16 protein-coding genes are annotated in these 18886 nt (G+C 65.9%); 13 read left to right on the plus strand and 3 right to left on the minus strand.

What is annotated here, in order from left to right; translation table 11 throughout:
- Nucleotides 1–96: 96 nt before the first annotated feature.
- Nucleotides 97–576 (plus strand): Fe-S cluster assembly transcriptional regulator IscR, encoded by a 480-nt coding sequence (gene iscR / locus F817_RS0113035; RefSeq protein WP_018145846.1) that lies wholly within the window; start codon nt 97–99, stop codon nt 574–576.
- Between the two features lie 106 nt (nt 577–682).
- On the opposite strand, the gene F817_RS0113040 is transcribed toward iscR, so the two are convergent.
- Genes F817_RS0113040 through F817_RS0113050 form a run of 3 tightly spaced genes read right to left on the minus strand, consistent with a single transcriptional unit; the run spans nt 683 to nt 4667 of the window.
- The gene (locus F817_RS0113040; RefSeq protein WP_024328060.1) at nt 683–2731 is read right to left on the minus strand and encodes a DUF3488 and transglutaminase-like domain-containing protein; all 2049 of its coding nucleotides are present in this window, start codon (nt 2729–2731) and stop codon (nt 683–685) included.
- Nucleotides 2728–3747 (minus strand): DUF58 domain-containing protein, encoded by a 1020-nt coding sequence (locus F817_RS0113045; RefSeq protein WP_024328061.1) that lies wholly within the window; start codon nt 3745–3747, stop codon nt 2728–2730. The genes F817_RS0113040 and F817_RS0113045 overlap by 4 nt, the downstream gene beginning before the upstream one ends.
- Nucleotides 3729–4667 carry a MoxR family ATPase gene (locus tag F817_RS0113050; protein ID WP_024328062.1) on the minus strand — a complete coding sequence of 313 codons (939 nt, stop codon included), beginning with the start codon at nt 4665–4667 and terminating at the stop codon, nt 3729–3731. The genes F817_RS0113045 and F817_RS0113050 overlap by 19 nt, the downstream gene beginning before the upstream one ends.
- A 124-nt stretch (nt 4668–4791) precedes the next feature.
- On the opposite strand from F817_RS0113050, the gene F817_RS0113055 reads away from it, so the two are divergent.
- The 12 genes from F817_RS0113055 to F817_RS0113110 all read left to right on the plus strand — a co-directional run.
- Complete coding sequence (locus tag F817_RS0113055; RefSeq protein WP_024328063.1) at nt 4792–5940, plus strand: MlaE family lipid ABC transporter permease subunit; 1149 nt, start codon at nt 4792–4794, stop codon at nt 5938–5940.
- 3 nt (nt 5941–5943) lie between these two features.
- Nucleotides 5944–6744 (plus strand): ABC transporter ATP-binding protein, encoded by an 801-nt coding sequence (locus F817_RS0113060; protein ID WP_024328064.1) that lies wholly within the window; start codon nt 5944–5946, stop codon nt 6742–6744.
- Nucleotides 6741–7754, plus strand: coding sequence for an MlaD family protein (locus tag F817_RS0113065; protein ID WP_024328065.1), 1014 nt, complete (start codon nt 6741–6743; stop codon nt 7752–7754). Before F817_RS0113060 ends, F817_RS0113065 begins: the two co-directional genes overlap by 4 nt.
- A gap of 3 nt (nt 7755–7757) precedes the next feature.
- The gene (locus tag F817_RS0113070; protein WP_024328066.1) at nt 7758–8429 is read left to right on the plus strand and encodes a membrane integrity-associated transporter subunit PqiC; all 672 of its coding nucleotides are present in this window, start codon (nt 7758–7760) and stop codon (nt 8427–8429) included.
- Nucleotides 8426–8935 (plus strand): glutathione peroxidase, encoded by a 510-nt coding sequence (locus F817_RS0113075; protein ID WP_024328067.1) that lies wholly within the window; start codon nt 8426–8428, stop codon nt 8933–8935. The genes F817_RS0113070 and F817_RS0113075 overlap by 4 nt, the downstream gene beginning before the upstream one ends.
- Nucleotides 8922–9443 carry a tRNA adenosine(34) deaminase TadA gene (tadA, locus tag F817_RS0113080; protein WP_024328068.1) on the plus strand — a complete coding sequence of 174 codons (522 nt, stop codon included), beginning with the start codon at nt 8922–8924 and terminating at the stop codon, nt 9441–9443. Before F817_RS0113075 ends, tadA begins: the two co-directional genes overlap by 14 nt.
- Nucleotides 9444–9690: 247 nt before the next feature.
- A complete protein-coding gene (locus tag F817_RS0113085) occupies nt 9691–11823 on the plus strand; it encodes a type I secretion system permease/ATPase (protein ID WP_024328069.1) in 2133 nt (710 codons plus the stop codon).
- A complete protein-coding gene (locus F817_RS0113090) occupies nt 11820–13238 on the plus strand; it encodes an HlyD family type I secretion periplasmic adaptor subunit (RefSeq protein ID WP_024328070.1) in 1419 nt (472 codons plus the stop codon). The genes F817_RS0113085 and F817_RS0113090 overlap by 4 nt, the downstream gene beginning before the upstream one ends.
- 5 nt (nt 13239–13243) lie before the next feature.
- Entirely contained in the window at nt 13244–13858 is a 615-nt protein-coding gene (locus F817_RS0113095) for a response regulator transcription factor (RefSeq protein ID WP_019563532.1), read from the plus strand.
- Between the two features lie 316 nt (nt 13859–14174).
- The gene (locus tag F817_RS14450; RefSeq protein ID WP_024328071.1) at nt 14175–17234 is read left to right on the plus strand and encodes a retention module-containing protein; all 3060 of its coding nucleotides are present in this window, start codon (nt 14175–14177) and stop codon (nt 17232–17234) included.
- A gap of 102 nt (nt 17235–17336) precedes the next feature.
- Complete coding sequence (locus F817_RS0113105; protein WP_024328072.1) at nt 17337–17666, plus strand: hypothetical protein; 330 nt, start codon at nt 17337–17339, stop codon at nt 17664–17666.
- Nucleotides 17667–17808: 142 nt separating this feature from the next.
- Nucleotides 17809–18886, plus strand: a 1078-nt coding sequence (locus F817_RS0113110) for a retention module-containing protein (protein ID WP_231369424.1), incomplete at its 3' end; no start/stop codon positions are given.

Below are 18886 nucleotides of genomic sequence, written 5' to 3' on the forward strand. Positions count from 1 at the left end.
TTCCTGACGTGTGTTGTCAGGAATTAAGAATGGATGCGAGCCTGCGAACGGATGTCGAGCAGGACACATACTCAAGGTTATTCGGAGGCAACAAGCATGAAACTCTCAACCAAGGGCCGCTATGCAGTGACGGCCATGATGGATCTGGCGATTCACGACCGGATCGGACCTGTGACGCTTGCCGACATCTCGCAGTGCCAGGGCATTTCGCTGTCCTACCTCGAGCAGCTGTTCGCCAAGCTGCGCAAGGCCGATCTGGTGGAAGGTGTGCGGGGCCCGGGCGGTGGTTATCGCCTGGCCAAGCGCGCGGACCAGATCAGCATCGCGAACATCATCACGGCGGTGGACGAGTCGGTCGATGTGACCCGCTGCAAGGGCCACAAGGACTGTCAGGACGGCGATCGCTGCCTGACCCACGAACTGTGGGACGACCTCAGCCAGCAGCTGTATGACTTCCTGGACGGGATTACCCTGGCGCAGTTCGCCAACCGTCCGGAGGTGCAGAAAGTTGCGCGGCGCCAGGACGAGCGGCGTGGTGCCCGCCACCACTTCATCTTCCGCAACGACGCGGCATAGCGCGTCACACGGTTCGATCCGGAAAACCGGATCGTGAACGGCGAACGGGGCCGACCGGGTCTGCATGACCGGTCGGCCCCGATTGGTTTGCGGGGCGTGTCGCGGGTTATGCGCGCCCGGCCTGCGGTTTGGTGGTGGGCGGCTTTCCGCGCGGTACCTGTTGCAGCAAGCTGCGCAGGCGGTCGAGGTCATCGGATCTCTGATCCGGGGACAGGGGGGCGAAGCGCTGGTGGTTGTAGACGCCGGCGAAGGCCGCAAGCGGCTCCGCCAGATCCGGCCGTGCCTGGCGGACACGTCGGGTCCAGGCGTCCACGGGTTCGTGCGGCTGGCGCGCCAGGCCACGGTCGTGGCGCGCGATGCGGCGCGACAGCCTCTGGAGCAGGCGATCGGCGGGCGAGCGCCGCAGGCGCGGGCGACGCAGCCAGACCCAGGCGAACGCCAGCAGGGCCAGGCCACCAAACCCGACGCCGAGTGCAATCAGCACCGATCGCCAGTCCTGGGCATCCAGCCCCAGGCGGGCGAATAACTCGCGCTGGCGTTCGGGGTCGAAGGCCAGGACCCAGCTCTCCCAGCGAAAACGCACGAAGTCGCCCCAGTCCTCCAGCCCGAAGCGCGCGCGCTGCAGCCAGGAAAGCCCTTCGCCCCGACGGAGGAAACCGGGAATCTCCTCGCCGGTGTCGCTGGCCAGGCCGGCAAGCCCCTGCTCGATGCGTTCCGGGGCGATAGCGGCCGTGGGGTCGACGCGCACCCAGCCTTCGCCATCCAGCCAGACCTCGTTCCAGGCGTGCGCGTCGGCGTTGCGCAGGCGCAGGTATTCGCCGCGCGTCTGCCAGGCACCCCCCTGGTAGCCGGTGACCACCCGGGCGGGGATGCCGGCCGCCCGCATCAGCACCGCGAACGCGGAGGCATAGTGTTCGCAATACCCGGCCTGGGTCTCGAACAGGAACCGGTCGGTGGTGTCGTCCTGCAGACGCGGGGGCTGGAGGGTGTAGCGGTAGGGTTCGCTGGCGAACCGGCGCAATGCCTCCTGAATGATGGCGCGGTCGTCGTCGCCATGGGTTGCACGCCACAAGGCGACCTCGGCCCGCGCGCGGGGTGCGGCGGAGGTTGGCAGGTGCAGGGCGCGGCCGCGCTCCTGCGGGTCCAGCGCGGCCTCGCCGGCCCCCGGCGCGCTGACGAGGTCGGCCGCCGCGCTGTACTGGATCCGGCTGGTGATGCGGCGATCGCGCAGGACCTGATAGTTGGCGCGCAGATCGGCGTCTTCCGGCAGGGCGCTTGGGTAGTCCAGTACGGGGAGATAGCGGGCCCGGGTCGGTTCGAGGGTGGCCGTGTAGTGGACAACGCGGTCGTCATCGTCGGCGACGGGCAGGTCGATCACCGAGCGGTTTTCGTCCGCGGACCAGCGCCGGCCGTCGAAATCCGTCATCACCAGGGCGCGCCAGTACTGCGCGCGCAGAGGTGGCACGTCGTCATCGAACTCGACTCGCAGGGCCGTGGATTCGTCCTGCAGCAGACTGGCGATATCGCCGGGGTTGAGTTCGCCGGACAATCCGGTGCGCGCGCTTTCCTCGCGCTGTGGATCCCCCCACAGCGGGCCCTCGATGCGCGGGAAGACGAAGAACAGGATCAGCATGAAGGGCAGGGCATGCAGCAGCATGGCCCCGGCCTGCCGCGCCAGGTGTCGCCGGGGGATGAAACGCCCGGCGTGGACCTGGATCAGCGCGGCCGTGAGCAGGCCCGTCGCCAGGAGGGAATAAGCCGCGATCAGGATCGATTGATCGAAGAAATAGGTGGTAACGACCACGAAATAGCCGAGGAACAGCGCGATGACGATGTCCCGGCGGTTGCGGGTCTCCAGCAGCTTGAAGGCGATCATCACCAGCAGCAGGGCCGTCCCGGCCTCCTGTCCGAATACCGTCCCGAACTGGGCAAGGGTCAGGCCGCCGGCGATCACCGCCAGTACGCTCATGACGGCCAGGGAGGGTGCGGCGCGGCCGGTGGCGAGCAGCCATGCGCGGGTGGCAATGGCCAGCACAACGAGGGCCGTGATCCAGGGCGGCTGGTGCCAGACGTGCGGCAGGGCGGCGACCGGCAGGGCGATCAGGGCCAGGTCGAGCCCGCGCAGGTCCCCATGCGGGGTGGCCGGCCGGTTCACGTGGCCGGCTCCGGATCGAGTTCGACCACGTCGGCGCGAAAGCGTGCAAGGGCCTGCAGGCAGTGATCGCGCTGGGTAACCCCCTGGGCCGGGTCCAGGGTCTGGTCGGGCAGGCGCAGGCCGTAGGTGCGACCCTCGGAATGTGCCGCGAGGACCTGGTGACAGAGCATGGACAGGCGGGTCTCGGTGTCGGTGGCGGGCATGGCGTCCCATTCCAGCCACAGACGATCGCCCTGACCACCGGCGGCTTCGCGCACATACAGCTTCCCGCTGCGGGCGAACGCCTTCCAGACGATGCGGCCCGGTGGGTCGCCCGGACGGTAGGGCCGGATCTGGTCCGGGGCGTCGCCTTCGCGCCGGTCCCGGGTGTGTGGATCGTCTTCGCCCGTTCCACCCGTGGCCGCGCCGGGGTCGATCGGGGCGGGGTAGACCACGATCTCCGGATTCAGGGTCAGCCAGCTCCAGGCCTCCAGGATGCCCAGGGGGTAGCGCGTGTCGAGGCGCTGGCGGGGCAGGCGGTAGATCCCGCGTGCAAGCCCGGGCAGGTCCAGTCGGGCGCTGTGCGTGCCCCGGGCCGGGACCGGAAAGGGCGCCGTGGCGTTGCCCCCGATGCGCAGGACCACGGCCTCGCGGGCGCGGCCAGCGGTCTCTGTCAGGCGCAGCGGAAGGGCAACCGGCTGGCCGGCGAACACCGGCGGGACCGGGAGCGTGGAGACCTGCAGGCCCAGCAGGTTGCGGTGGGTGTACCACATGGCGTTGTGACCGATGCCTACCAGCAGAAAGGTGAGCAGGAACGCCATGTTGTTGGAGTAGTTGATCGAGCCCAGCAGCATCACCAGGATGATGCCGAGCAGGGTGTAGCCGGCCCGTGTGGGCAGAATGTAGATACGGTCGCGCCCCAGGCGCGCCTGCTCGCCGTCCTGGGCGTGGCGCCGGGTGATCCAGCGGATCGCGTCATCGCGCAGGCGTGCGCGGCGGCGTGCCGGGCCGGGTTGGGTCACGGAGTCGGGACGCATTCCATCAGGCGCGAAACCGTGCGTCCGGGGGCTTCCGGCTCGCGTGCCCGGAGACGGTGGCCGGCGACCGAAGGCAGCACGCGGGCAATGTCGTCCGGGGTGGTGTAGTCGCGGCCATCCAGGAAGGCATGCGCCCGCGCGGCGCGCAGCAGCCCGAGCCCCGCGCGAGGCGACAGGCCGTGGGCGAACCGCGCGCGGTCCCGGCTGGCGCTCAGCAGTCCCTGCAGGTAATCCAGGACCGCCCCGTCCGCGTGGATCTCGGCCACGCGGTCCTGCCACTCGCGCAGCTGGTGTGGTGCCGCCAGGCTGGGGGGGCTCGGGTGGGTCTCCTGGGCCGGAGCGGCCTTGGAGGTGGGGCCGCTGCGTTCCAGCAGGGCCCGTTCGGCCCCGGCGTCCGGATATCCGAGCTGGATGCGCATGAGGAAGCGGTCGAGCTGCGACTCCGGCAGCGGGTGTGTGCCGACCTGCTCCTCCGGGTTCTGGGTAGCGATCACGAAAAACGGCACGGGCAGCTCGCGGGTGGCTCCCTCTACGCTCACCTGGCGCTCCTCCATCGCCTCCAGCAGGGCGCTTTGCGTCTTTGGCGGGGCGCGGTTGATCTCGTCGGCCAGCAGCACCTGGGTGAAGACCGGACCGGGGTGAAAGCGGAACTGGCCGCTACCCTGCTCGAAGACGGAGACCCCCAGGACGTCGCCGGGCAGCAGGTCACTGGTGAACTGGACGCGCTGGTACTCGAGGTTCATCGCGCGGGCCAGCGCGTGGGCCAGGGTGGTCTTGCCGACACCGGGCTGATCCTCGATCAGCAGATGCCCGTTGGCCAGCAGGCAGGCCAGTGCCAGGCGCACCGGCTCGGGTTTGCCAAGGAGGACCTCGTTCAGTGCGTGTTCTACCTGTTGCAGGGTGTCCTTGGCCGATGACATTCGAGCCTCGTTGTTGGTTGCGGCGGATGGGTTGGCAGTCTGCCGTGAAGAGTACTTCACCGGCGAATGGTTCCAGGTACCAGGATGCGGCTACCATGAAGACACGTTCTCCGCGAGTCACGCGATGGATTCCACGGCCGCCGGTGCGGAACACCCGTTCGAATATGATGCCACAGCCGAGCCTGGGCCCCGCCTGCGCCTGGCGGGGCGGCTGGATGTGCACGCGGTGGAGCGGCACTGGGGCCCGTTGCGCCGCCGTGCCCGCGAACTGGCCCGTCAGGGGGCGGGTGCGGTATCCGTGGACCTGGACGGGGTCGAGTACTGCGACGGTGCGGGGGCGGCCCTTCTGCACGCGCTGGAGCAGGACCTGGCGACGGGGGGTGCCGAGGTCTGGTTCGAGGGCATGGGCCGGATGGTGCGGGAGCAGCTGGCTCCGTATCGCGAGCTGGAGTCGGTCGAACCGGCGCGCGGGGTGCATGGGCGTGGCTGGTGGCCGGGGCTGCTGGACGGCATTGACCGGGTGGGACAGGCGGCGCATTCGCAATTCTCGTTCGTCGGCGAGCTGACCCGCGCGATCGGCAGCTCGCTGCGTCATCCGCGCCAGGTGCGCTGGGGCGATACCCTGCGCGTGGCGGAGGCCGCGGGCTTTCAGGCATTGCCGATCGTCTCGCTGATTGCCTTCCTGCTGGGGGTGATTCTGGCCTTCCAGTCGGCCATCGCCATGCGCCAGTTCGGCGGCGAGATCTTCGTGGCGAACCTGGTGGCGGTCTCGCTGTTCCGGGAACTGGGCCCGTTGATGATGGCGATCCTTCTGGCGGGCCGCTCGGGGGCGGCGTTCGCGGCCGAGATCGGGACGATGAAGGTGAACGAGGAGGTGAACGCCCTGAAGACCATGGGGCTGGACCCGATGCGCTTTCTCGTGCTGCCCAAGGTGCTGGCCGGCTTGCTGGTGGCACCGCTGCTGGCGCTGTACGCCAACATGATCGGCCTGATCGGCGCCGCGGTGGTGATGCAGGGCTTCGGCATCCCGTGGGTGGCGTTCTTCAATCAGGTCACATCCGCGCTGACACTTTCGGACCTGGTTTCCGGCCTGGTCAAGGCCGTGGTGTTCGGTCTGGTAGTTGCGGGAGTGGGGTGCCTGCGCGGGCTGCAGACCGGCAGCGGGGCCGCCTCGGTGGGGCTGTCGACCACCAGTGCGGTGGTGACGTCCATTATCCTGATCGTGGTGCTGGACGGTGTGTTCGCCGTGCTGTTCTACCATCTGGGGGTCTGAGGCATGACGGACTCGGGGATGGCCAGGGTGAGCGAGGACGCCGATGTGGTGATCCGCGTCCGGGGCCTGACCATGGGCTTCGACGATCTGGTGCTGATGCGCGATCTGGATTTCGACGTGCGCCGGGGCGAGATTTTCGTGATTCTCGGCGGTTCCGGTAGTGGCAAGAGTACGCTGCTCAAGCACATGATCGGGCTTTACCAGCCGCTGGCCGGACACATCTGGGTGGCGGGCGCGGATATCGCGGAGGCCGACGGTGCGCAGCGCGAGGCGATCCTCCAGCGGGTCGGCGTGATGTACCAGATGGGCGCGCTGTTCGGGTCGATGACGCTGCTGGAGAACGTGCGTCTGCCGCTGGAGGTGCATACTGATCTGCCACGCGAGGCGATCGACGCGATCGCGCGGGCCCGCCTGCAACTGGTGGGGCTGGGCGCGTTTGCCGACTTCATGCCGTCGGAGATCAGCGGCGGCATGCAGAAGCGCGCGGCGATTGCGCGGGCCATGGTGCGGGACCCGGAGGTCCTGTTCCTGGACGAGCCCTCGGCGGGGCTCGACCCGATCACCTCGGCGGACCTGGACCGGCTGATCCAGCGTCTGGCCCGCACCCTGGACATGACCATCGTGATCGTCAGTCACGAGCTGGCCAGCATTTTTGCGATCGCCGACCGGGTGATTATGCTCGACAAGGAGAGTCAGGGGATTGCGGCCGAGGGTGACCCGGCCACCCTGCGCGATACATCGAACCATCCGTGGGTGCAGCGTTTCCTGCGGCGGACGGATTCCGACGAGGAGAGGCCCGCATGAGTGCCCGACATCATTTCCGGCTGGGGCTTTTCATTCTCGGCGGTCTGGCGGCGCTGGTGGCGGCGTTGCTGATCCTGACCGCGGGTAACCTGCTGCGCCCGTCGATCCAGATCGAGACCTACATGGACTCCTCGATCCAGGGACTGGAGATCGGCGCGCCGGTGAAGTTCCGCGGGGTAAACATTGGCGAGGTGACCGATCTGACGTTCACCTCGGTGGTTTACGAATCCGACGTGGCCCCGCGCGACCGCAAGCGCTACGTGATGGTGCGGGCAAGGCTGTATCCCGACCGCTTCGCCGCGAGCGCGCAGGAGGGCGAGTTCCGGGCCGATGTCTTCCAGACGCTGATCGATGCCGGGTTGCGGGTCCGCATGGCGGCCCAGGGCATCACCGGCATGAACTACCTCGAGGCCGACTTCGCGGACCCGGGGGCGCACCCGCCGCTGGTCCATGACTGGGAGCCGGAGGCGATCTACATCCCGTCGTCACCGAGTACCGCGATGCAGTTTCTGGAGTACGCGGAAAATTTCCTGCGCCGCATCGACGAGCTGGATATCGAGGGGGTCGTCGACAACCTGACGAACCTGCTGGTCACAGTGGATTCGACCATCGGCGACCTCGACACCGAGCGCCTGGCCGGGCAGGCGGATGAGATGATCGAGGAACTGAAGGCCACGGCGCGAACGGCGAACCGGGTGATGGAGTCGGTGGAGCGTCTGGTCGAGCACCCGGATACCCAGGCACTGCCCAGCGAGACCCGCGCCGCGCTGCGCGAATTGCGCGAGACGGCCGAGGCCGCGGACGTCGGCCGCCTGGTGGACCGGATGGATTCGATGGTGGAGCGCCTGAATCGGGGAATGGACGTGAGCGAGGGCAAGTTGCTGGAAACCCTCGACGAACTGCAGGCCGCGATCGGTGGATTGCGCAGCCTGTCGGACGATGTCCGCCGCAATCCGGGCGGTGCACTGTTTGGTGCGCCGCCGCCGCGCAGCACGATGGACGAGGAGTAGCTGATGATCCGATGGACCTTACCCGCAGTGCTGCTGACGGCCTGGCTTCTGGGCGGGTGCACGCTGATTCCCGAGCGCGAGGCGGTGGACCGGTCATGGTTCCTGCTGGAGCTGCCGGCCGAACCGGCCCCCCTGCAGACCGAAACGGATCGTCCCCTGGCGGTCGAGCTGGGTTCGGTACGCGTGGCACCCGCCTACTCCGGCAAGGGGTTGGTCTATCGTCTGGGCGACCATCGTTACGAATCCGACTACTACAACGAATGGTTTCTGACCCCGGCCGATCAGATCGAGCAGTTGTTGCGCGAGCGCTGGACGCGGGAGGGTGCGGCCATCGAACTGGTCGACAACGCATCCGACGTCTGGGCCGAGGGGCGACCCGCGGTGCAGCTTCACCTGCTGGTAACGGCCCTGTACGGCGATCTGGACGGTGCGAACCTGGACGCGCTCCCGGAGGCGGGTGCGGATGACCCCGTGCGGGGAATGGGTCGCGTCGGCCTTCGCACGCAGTTGCGCACGGCGGAACGTTCCCGTCTGGCCCATATGGAGGCACAACACACCATCGACCGGCGTTCGGCGGCGCGCCTGGTCTCCGCGTTGTCGCAGGCGACCGCTGATGTCCTCGCGGAGCTGGAGCACGAACTGCTGCGCGAAGCCGAAGGGGAGGCCCGCGAATGAGCGACGTCTTCGACTTTTCCGCGCCGTTGCCGGAGGGGGGCGAGCAGCCGTTGGCCCACTGGCGGGGCGATGTCCTGCTCATCGTGAACGTCGCGAGCGAGTGCGGTTTTACCCCCCAGTACGAGGGCCTGCAGGCCCTGCATGATCGCTACGCCGAACAAGGGCTCCGGGTGCTGGGGTTTCCCTGCAACCAGTTTGGCGGGCAGGAACCGGGTGATGCGGACCAGATTCGGGCCTGCGGGGTGAAATTCGGGGCCTCGTTCCCGGTATTCGCCAGGATCGAAGTGAACGGGGACGGTGCGCATCCGCTCTACCGGCACCTCAAGGCACAGGCGCCGGGTGCCCTCGGCACGCAGGGCATCAAGTGGAATTTCACCAAGTTCCTGGTCGGCCGCGACGGTCGCGTGATTGACCGGTTTGCCCCGCAGAAAAAGCCGGCCGACCTGGTGCCCGCGATCGAGGCGGCGCTGGCCGAGCCCGGCCCGCAGGCCGATGGCGGACGCTAGTCCGGCGCCCGCCGGGGCCGATGGACCTCGGCCGGAGCAACCGGAGGCCCACGACTTCTGGATGGCTCGGGCCCTGGAGGAGGCCGAACGTGCCGCCGAATCGGGCGAGGTCCCGGTCGGGGCCGTGCTGGTGGCCGCCGACGGAACCTGTCTGGCGTCCTGTCACAATGCCCCCATCGCGCAGCACGACCCGACCGCCCACGCCGAGATCCGCGCGTTGCGCGCGGCAGGCGAACGACTGGGGAATTACCGGCTTCCGGGTACCACGCTCTATGTGACCCTGGAGCCATGCAGTATGTGTGCCGGAGCCATGATTCACGCGAGGGTGGGGCGCCTGGTTTTCGGCGCCACCGACCCCCGGACGGGGGCTGCCGGCGGCGCCCTGGACCTGATTGAACATCCCTCTCACAACCATCATATCGAGGTTTTACGCGGTGTTCGGGGAGAAGAGGCGGGCGAGCGGCTACGCCGTTTCTTTCGTGCCCGCCGGGGCGTTAGCTCGCCGTGAGTTGGGGGAGGGCGGCCGCCTTGTGCTGTGAGGCCGTGCGGGGCAAGGTTGTGACGTGGTTAACGTTACCGGGGGGCGTTGATGGATCGGTCGCGCCTCCCGCGATGAAGCTGCCTTCCGAGGAATACCTATCAACCGCCAAGATCACGATGAACGGGACGACACCGCCGGGCCGGAGTCGGGCGAGCAAGGGGCCGCGGCAGAACCTGCGGTCGGTGCAACGGCCGCCACGGAGTCCCTACCGGTCCTGGATGGGAGCGATCGTCCCGACCCCCTTCTAGGGGGGCTGATTCTCATCGCGCGTACCCATGGCCTGAACCTGACGGCGGACTCGGCCCGTGCTGGCCTTCCGTTGGAAGACGGGCGTCTCAGCCCGGCGCTGGTGGATCGTGCGGCCCGGCGCGCCGGCATGACCACGCGCACGGTGAGCCGCGAGCCGCGGGCGCTGAAAGAGGACCTCCTGCCCGCGCTGTTGCTGCTCGACAACCACGAGGCCTGGGTCCTGGTGGGGTGGAACGAGGACAAGAGCGTGGCCCGCGTCGTCGACCCGGAGGTGGGTGACGCGGTGATCGAAGTCCCGCTCGACCGCCTGAAGGCACGCTATCTGGGCCGCGCGATCTACGTTCGCCCCGAATTCCGGATGGACGCGCGGGCGCCACGCGTGTCGAAGGAAGACAAGGGGCACTGGTTCTGGCGGGTCATTCGCGAGAATCGGCCGCTGTACCGCGACGTGCTCGTGGCGGCGGTCATGATCAATCTCTTTGCCCTGGCGATGCCGCTGTTCGTGCTGAACGTGTACGACCGCGTCGTCCCCAACCACGCGACGGAAACACTCTTCATGTTCGCCGCGGGCGTGGTGATCGTGCTGATCGCGGACCTGATCTTGCGCACCATGCGCAGTCATTTTGTCGACAAGGCCGCGATGCGGGCGGACGTAAAGCTGTCCTCGCACATCATGGAGCGGGTGCTGGGGCTGCGCATGGAGCATCGGCCGGCCTCGGTGGGCTCGTTCGCGTCCAATATCGGCGCGTTCGAGTCGGTGCGCAGCTTCATCTCTTCGGCGACGATCATCGCCTTTGTCGATCTGCCTTTTTCGCTGTTGTTCATTGCGATCATCGCGCTGATCGCCTGGCCGCTGGCGGTACCGGTGGTCATTGGTGCGCTGGTGCTGCTGCTGTACGCGACGGCGATCCACCGCAAGCTGCATGCGCTGGCGGAGGAGAGCTACCGCGTTGCAGCGCAGCGCAACTCCACGCTGGTGGAAAGCCTTGCCGGTGCGGAAACCCTGAAGGCGCTGAGCGCCGAGGGGCGAGTCCAGGCGACCTGGGAGCGTTCGACGGCCCACCTGGCCCGTACCAGCGCGCAGAATCGCCTGCTCACGGCGAGCGTTACCCATACCGCGCTATGGGCGCAGCACACGGTCGGGGTGGCCATTATTGTCCTCGGGGTGTTCCTGCTGATGGAGGGCGATCTGTCGATGGGCGGCCTGATTGCCGCCTACCTGATTTCCTCCCGGGCCATGGCGCCGATCAGCCAGACCGCGGGGCTGTTGATGCAGTATCACCAGGCTTCCACCGCGCTGGGCTCCCTTAACGAGATCATGACGCTGCCGGTGGAGCGGCCACCGGAATCCAATTTCCTCAGCCGTGATCGCTTCGAGGGGGCGATCGAGTTCCGCAATGTGGATTTTGCCTACCCCGAGCAGCCCAACCCGGCCTTGCGCAACGTCTCGCTGCGCATCCAGCCGGGGGAGCATGTGGCGATCCTGGGGCGGGTGGGCTCCGGCAAGAGCACACTGGCCAAGCTGATCATGGGCCTGTACCAGCCGACTGGCGGCGCGGTGATGGTCGACGGCATCGACGTGCGTCAGCTCGACCCGGCGGAGCTGCGTCGTTCCATGGGGTATGTGGGCCAGGAAGTGACGCTGTTCTACGGCAGCCTCCGGGAAAACCTGGTCGCCAGTGATCCGCTGGCGTCGGACGAGGCGATCCGGAAGGCGATCGGGATATCCGGTATCGAGGACCTGATCAACACCCATCCGCAGGGCATCGACATGCAGGTCGGGGAACGCGGCGGGCGCCTGTCGGGAGGCCAGAAACAGAGTGTCGGGGTGGCCCGCGCGGTGCTGCACGAGCCGAACATGCTCCTGCTGGACGAACCTACCAGCTCCATGGACAACTCGACTGAGCAGGCGATGAAGCGTCGCCTGGCCGAATTCATGGAGGGCCGTACGGCGGTGATCGTGACCCATCGCACTTCGCTGCTCGAACTGGTGGACCGCATTATCGTGCTGGATCAGGGCCGCGTGGTGGCGGATGGGCCGAAGGACCAGGTCGTCCAGGCCCTGCGGGAAGGCCGCGTCGGGAAGGCACAGGCGTGAGCAAGCGAAAGGAAGGACAGGGGTTCGAAGACCTCGGGCGCGGGATGGATCGCGCCGGCAAGGTTGGCGCGCCCATGGTGGACCGGATCTTTCGGCCCTGGCTGGCCAAGGGGGGCTCGGACCACCGGAACTGGGCTTCGGATGCCGACTGGACCCAGATCCAGGAGAAGCCCTTGCGCGCCCGTGCGCTGCTGTACGGGATTCTGGTGACGCTGGCCTTGCTCGTGTACTGGGCCTCGGTGGCGGAGATCGACGAGGTCGCGCGGGGCGATGGGCGCGTGATCCCCTCACAGAACCTCCAGGTGCTGCAATCGATGGATGGGGGTGTGGTCTCGGAGATTCTGGCGCGCGAGGGTGACGTCGTTGAGCGCGGCGATGTCCTGGTGCGGATCGACCCCACCCGCTTCCTTTCCGATCTGGGCGAAGCGCGCGCGAGCGAATTTTCGCTCCGCGCCCGGCAAGCCCGGCTGATCGCGTTGCTTTCGGATACGCCCTTCCTGGTTACGCCGGACTTGCAGCAGGGCCCACCCGCTATCGTCGAGCAGGAACAGCAACTGTATGAAGAAAGCCTGGCGGAACTGAACTCGCGCATCCGGATTGCCGAGGAACAGATGCGCCAGCGCCAGGAGGAGTTGAACGAGGTACGGGCGCGCCGCACCCAGGCTGTGCGGGCACTGGAACTGGCCAGCCGGGAACTGGACGTTACCGAGCCGCTGGTTCAAAGCGGGGCGGTTTCAGAGGTGGAAGTGCTCCGCCTGCAGCGGGAGGTGTCCAACGCGCGTGGGGATCGCGACCAGGCTACGGCGCAGATCGCCCGCCTGAATGCCGCCATCGAGGAGGCGGAAGAGAAGATCCGCGAGGTGCGGCTCAATTTCCGCAACCAGTGGCGCGCCGAGCTGGCCGACACGCTTGGACGCCTGCAGGAGCTGGCCGAGGGGACCGAAGGGCTCGAGGACCGTGTGCGCCTGTCCGAGGTGCGCTCCCCGATGACCGGGATTGTGCAGAGGATGTTCGTGACCACTCGGGGCGGCGTGATCTCGCCGGGGCGCGAGGTGGCGGAGGTGGTCCCGTTGGAGGACGAACTCCTGATCGAGGCCCGAGTATCGCCACAGGATATCGCCTATCTACGGCCGGGCCTGCAGGCGCGGGTGAAGTTCACGGCGTATGACTTCGCGATCTATGGCGGGCTGGAGGCGACGGTCGAACACATCAGCCCGGACACGATCACGGACGACGATGGCAACACCTTCTACAAGGTCCGCGTGCGGACCGAAGAGACCGGCTTTGACGACGAACATCAGATCATGACCGGCATGGTCGCCCAGGTGGATATCATCACCGGTCGGCGAACGATCCTGCAGTACCTGCTGAAGCCGATCCTCCGCGCGGGCGATCTGGCCTTTACGGAGCGCTGAGAGACATGCAGATCTTCCTGATCGATCGAGATTCGCGGCCGTCGCCGCGCTGGGAGGCGGCGTTTCCGGACGCGCAGGTACTCCGGCCGCCGTTTCCCGCGGCGTTGCCCGAGGGCGCCGAGGCGTGCTGGGTGGGCACGGATCTGGCCGACTGGGAGCAGCACGTCAAGCAGCGCACGCGGGTGCACCGCGTGATCGTGCACTCCCGCCACCCGAACGACGAAGAAGGCATCCGTGCCTTCGACGCCGGCGCGCACGGTTACTGCCACACCCTGGCGAACGTCGCCCAGCTGCGAACGATTGCAGCCACCGTCACCGGGGGCGGTCTGTGGGTGGGCCCGGATTTGATGACCCGCATGATCCGCACAGTGCGCAGCGCGCAGCCGCGTGATCCGGAAACACCGCCCGAGGGCTTCGAGGAACTGACCCCGCGCGAACGCCAGGTCGCCCTTGCCGTGACCACAGGCGCGCACAACAAGGAAATCGCACGCCAGCTCGGGATGACCGAGCGCACGGTCAAGATGCACCTAGGTTCGGTCTTCAAGAAGCTCAACGTCGACGATCGCGTCCAGCTCGTCCTGCACCTTACGCGTCTGCGCGAGTCCTGGCCCACGGCCTGATCCGGTCCAGGCGATCCTTCTGGTCGTCGTCCGGGGGTGATGGGGTTCGCGACCCACATGACCATCCTGCGGGCCGCGCCGCCTGACGGGTGGCTCGCCTTCGGGGCTCGACTCGCTCGGTTCGTGGATGTGGCGAATCATCTCGCCCGAAATCGAGACCCACATCGTTACGAGTGCATCTGGTTTTCCCGGTCGAGTCCTACGGCCGTTCCTTCTGCCCCCCTGTACTTCAGTACAGCTGTCGCGCCAGCGGCTGCTTCCCTAGCATCTTATCCAGCAAAAACTTTCAACTAGTACCGTATCCAAGGGGATCGTCATGTCCGAAGTCGTCGTAGCGACCGTTGAATCCATTGTCGGCACTGTCATTGCGCGGGACGAGGACGGCAACACCCGCGTCCTGCAGCCGGGCGACCAAATCTTCCATGGCGAAGAAGTGATCGCCGAAGACGGCGCCTTCATCGAAATGGCCTTCGAGGACGGGTCCACCATGACGCTGGCCGGCAACGAATCGGCCACCATCACCCCGGACCTTGCCGAATCCGCCGAACCCGAACCCCAGGACGCCGAGGTGGCCGACGCCACCGTTGAGGAGATCATTGCGGCTCTGGATCGGGGAGAAGACATCACCGATCTGATCGAGGCCCCGGCCGCCGGTCTGGACGGCGGTGTCGCCGGTGAGGGCGGTAGCTTCGTCCGTATCGCGCGCGGCTCCGAGGAAGTGGGCGAGGTCACCTACGCCTATGACTCCAACGCGCTCCGTGGCGCGGGTGAGGGCCCGGATGGCGGGGCCATACTGGCCGCTGCAGATACTGCGGCAGTGGATGAGCCGACTGTGGATGATCCAGAGCAGGACGAACCGGTAGAAGACGAACCGGTAGAAGACGAACCGGTAGAAGACGAACCGGTAGAAGACGAACCGGTAGAAGACGAACCGGAAGAAGTCGCTGCCCCATCGATCACCTTGACGGCGGGTGATGACCTGCTGGAAGGCAATGCTGAGGCAGGTAATGAAGTCGCCACCATCACGGAAAGTTCGGATCCGCTGGGTGCAGGGCTGGACTACGCGTTCACCGGGAACAGCAATGAGGCTGGCTTCTACGCGATCGACCCGGCCACCGGGACGGTGACCCTGACCGAAGCGGGTGCGGATCACGTGAATGTCGGCAACGAGCTGCCGACGATCGAGGTCACCGCCAGCGATGGTGACGGCCGCACGGCCAGCGACACCGCCACGATCGGCACGGTCGGGGGGCCATCGATCACCTTGACGGCGGGTGATGACCTGCTGGAAGGCAATGCTGAGGCAGGCAATGAAGTCGCCACCATCACGGAAAGTTCGGATCCGCTGGGTGCAGGGCTGGACTACGCGTTCACCGGGAACAGCAATGAGGCTGGCTTCTACGCGATCGATCCGGCCACCGGGACGGTGACCCTGACCGAAGCGGGTGCGGATCACGTGAATGGCGGCAACGAGCTGCCGCAGATCGAAGTCACCGCCAGCGATGGTGACGGCCGCACGGCCAGCGACACCGCCACGATCGAAGTCATCCCTGCACCTAGCATCCAAGGGCTGGTGGGCGCTGGTGGTGACGCCATCGTTTACGAGGCTTTCCTTGAGGGTGGCACCGGCGTCGTGGATGATGCACCGGATGATGCGGGTACTACCAGTGGTGGAAGCTTTACTATTACCGCCGTTTCGGGCCTGGCGAGCCTAACGTTCGCCGGAGGTGACGCGGACGCTGGTACGGATTTCAACGAGCTATTCGACATCGACGCGCTCAATGGGGCGTCCGAGTCTGATCCGCTGACCATCGACACCACCAAGGGGGTGTTGTCGATCACCAGCTTCACTGACGACGGAGACGGAACCTATACCGTCAACTACAGCTACGAGTTGACTGAGGCTGCGGACCACCCGGACGAGGGTCGGGACAAGTTGGAGAAGGATGCTATCACTGTGACAGTGCTGGATGATGACGACCGCACGGTCGAGAACAGCATTGACGTCACGATAGTGGACGATATGCCGGTTGATGACTCGCGTGTGGTGACTTTTGAGAACACCGGCGAGGCTGTTTTCCAGGGTGCGGCCGTACAAATGGGGGCCGATCAGGATGGGGCAGAACTAAAATGGACGAAGGCGCCCGAAGGTCTTTCGTCCGGTGGTGTGTCACTACACTACGAAGGGGTCGATAGTTCGGTGCTCAAGGGCTTCGCCGGCGAAGATGGCGATTTGGTCTTCACACTGACTGGCCACCCGGATGGTTCCTACACGTTTGAGCAGGTTGGTCCTATTGACCTGACTACGTCGGTTGATCGGGACATCTCGGAGGGTAATTTCGAAAATGCCAGTGGACCAAAAGACTTCTTTTATGTCACTGATAGTGGAGAATTCTCGACCGATCTTGGCTCGGATTCCTGGGCGATCCGGATCTCTGGAACGAGCGAGGCGAACGGAGCACAAGCGAATCGACTGAATTCGAATGCGAATGAGTTCGGTGTTAGTACCCCCGAGTACAGTGTGAACGATAGCGTTACCTTTGATCTCGATGATACGGCTGAAAGCGGTGATCCCAACCTATTTAGCTCCTTGGAGATTCGATTTTCTGGGACGACTGAGGTGGAGTACACGGTAATCTACACAAATGGGGAACAGAAGAGCGGAACGTCTGAAAACGTTGAATTTGTGAACTTCGAGGCACCGGAAGGCGAATTCCTTAGTAAGGTTACGATCAAGAACGTAGGTACTGATACTGCGATCAATGGCATTGGGACGACCGAGCTGGTGAGTGTTACCGAGGAGGGTGTGCCTTTCGATGTTGGCTTCACGGCGGTTGATGGTGACAACGACGATCTGGATGGGACCCTCCAGTTCTTCGCTGAGCCGGGCCAGGTGCTGGATCAGTCCGATAGTGAAGAGAGCGTTATCCTCGTAGGCAGCAGCGAGGACAACACGCTACTCGGTGGGGACGGCGACGACATCCTGATCGGCGGCGCTGGAGACGATATCCTGACCGGTGGGGCTGGAGACGATATCTTCCGCTGGAATGCCCGCGATGAGGGAACCGAAGGCGATCCGGCCAACGATGTCATTACGGACTTCGGCAATGGGAATAATGTTCTCGACCTCAAGGACCTCCTTCAGGGCGAAAACGAAGGCAACATTGCTGAATACATCAATGCCGAGCAGGACGGCGTTGACACGGTGCTGTACATCAGCTCGACGGGTGACTTGGACGTCGATAACAGTAACGCCAATGCCAATCAGACCATTCGCCTCGAAGGCAAGTCGTTCAGTGACTTCGGGGGTGCGACCACATCCCAAGAAGTGATTAATCACCTGCTGAGTAATGACCAGCTGAAAATCGACCAGTAAGCGGTCGTGTTGGGAGCCCCGCCGGTCTGGATCGGCGGGGCTTTTTCGTGTCTGGGGGTGTAGTCTGGGAAGCTGAGTCGGAAACGGCCGGAGGGGCCGCGCATGTATGTGAGACGGGATACGGAAGGCAGGATTGACCAGGTGAGCCGCGAGGCGAATGCCGATTGCACGGAGTTCGTGGCAGCGGATGCACCGGAGGTGTTGGCGTTTCTCGGCGAGGATGATGGCGAGGCAGCGCCGGCGGCGTTGCAGGCCTCCGACCTGGAGCTGATTCGCGTGCTGGAGGACTTGGTCGAGGTGCTCACGGACAAAGGCGTGATCCGGTTTACGGATTTGCCGGAGGCGGCACAGAAGAAGCTGCTGGGGCGCAAGGATCTTCGCGCCTCGGCGCAACGTCTGACCCTGGTGGAAGACGATGAAGGCCTGCTTTAGGCCCGTCGGCAAGTAGACGAGGCTCGATAGGGTCGAGTGTGTCTGTGGTCGCTCAATCGGGTGATGCGCAACAACTGGATCGAGACGGGACGCGAGAGCGTTCGTATGGGCCGGTCTGCAGGATCGGCGTAGGAGGGGGAGAATGGCTGTGAATGCTGTGGTAGCTACTGTTCAGGCGTTGACCGGGACGGTGATAGCCCGGGACGCCGAGGGCAACTCGAGAGTGCTTGGCGTGGGCGATCCGGTGTATGCGGGCGAGGAAGTGATCCCGCTGCGCGGCGCGTCGGTGGAACTGGAAGGGATGGACGGTGTCGGCGTTTCGCTTGGCGAGGGCCAGCAGGCCCTGATGGGCGAGGCCCTGGCGGAGAGCGGGCGGGCCGATAATCCGGAGATCCCGACGGCGGAAGAGGTGATTGCCGCCCTCGACCGGGGTGAGTCGCTGGATGCGCTGATCGCACCTCCCGCAGCCGGCCTGGAGGGCGGTGAGAGCGAAGGGGGCGGGTTTGTCCGCGTCGCGCGCATTAGCGAGCCTGTGGAGCCGATTAACTACACGTTCCCGGTGAACGCTTTCGATCGGCCGGATGCCTTGGGCGAGACCGTAGCGGTTCCCGGGGGCGAAGCGGTCGAGACGGGCATTCCACCCGGTACGCCACCGACCGATCCATCGGTAGATCCCCCTCCGGTGGAACCGCCGCCTGTCGATCCGCCGCCCGTGGATCCCCCTCCTGTCGCGAACCCGACCCTTGCAGTATCCGTTTCGGTGACAGCGGGGTATGGCTACGAAGAGGCGAATGACGCCGCCGCGGGTGACGTGGTTTTCGATGTGTCTCACGTCCTGAATCTGGACGGGTTGGACCCGTCACTGGCCGGGGCGATCGCCTACAGCATCGTGGGTGGAGATACAGCCTACCTGGCGCTGGCTCAGGACGGCTCGGGTAACTGGGTGGTGGTTCTGACCGAGGCCGGGGCCGCTGCGATTCGCGCAGGCCAGGTGGATGGCAACCAGCTGAACGTAACCATCGAGGGCACGGTGGTCCTGTCCGGGATGGACGATCTCGTGGACGTGGACAGCGCCTTTGCACCGGTACCCGATGTGGTCGTGGAGCCGCCGCCGGATGCCGATCCGACGTTGACCGTTTCGGTTGTGGTATCGACTGGCTACGGCTATGAGGAGGCGAGTGAAGCGGTTGCTGGGGATGTCGTGTTCGACGTGTCGCATT

Origin of the sequence: Thioalkalivibrio sp. AKL19 (assembly GCF_000420165.1) — a bacterium.
Classification (GTDB): domain Bacteria; phylum Pseudomonadota; class Gammaproteobacteria; order Ectothiorhodospirales; family Ectothiorhodospiraceae; genus Thioalkalivibrio.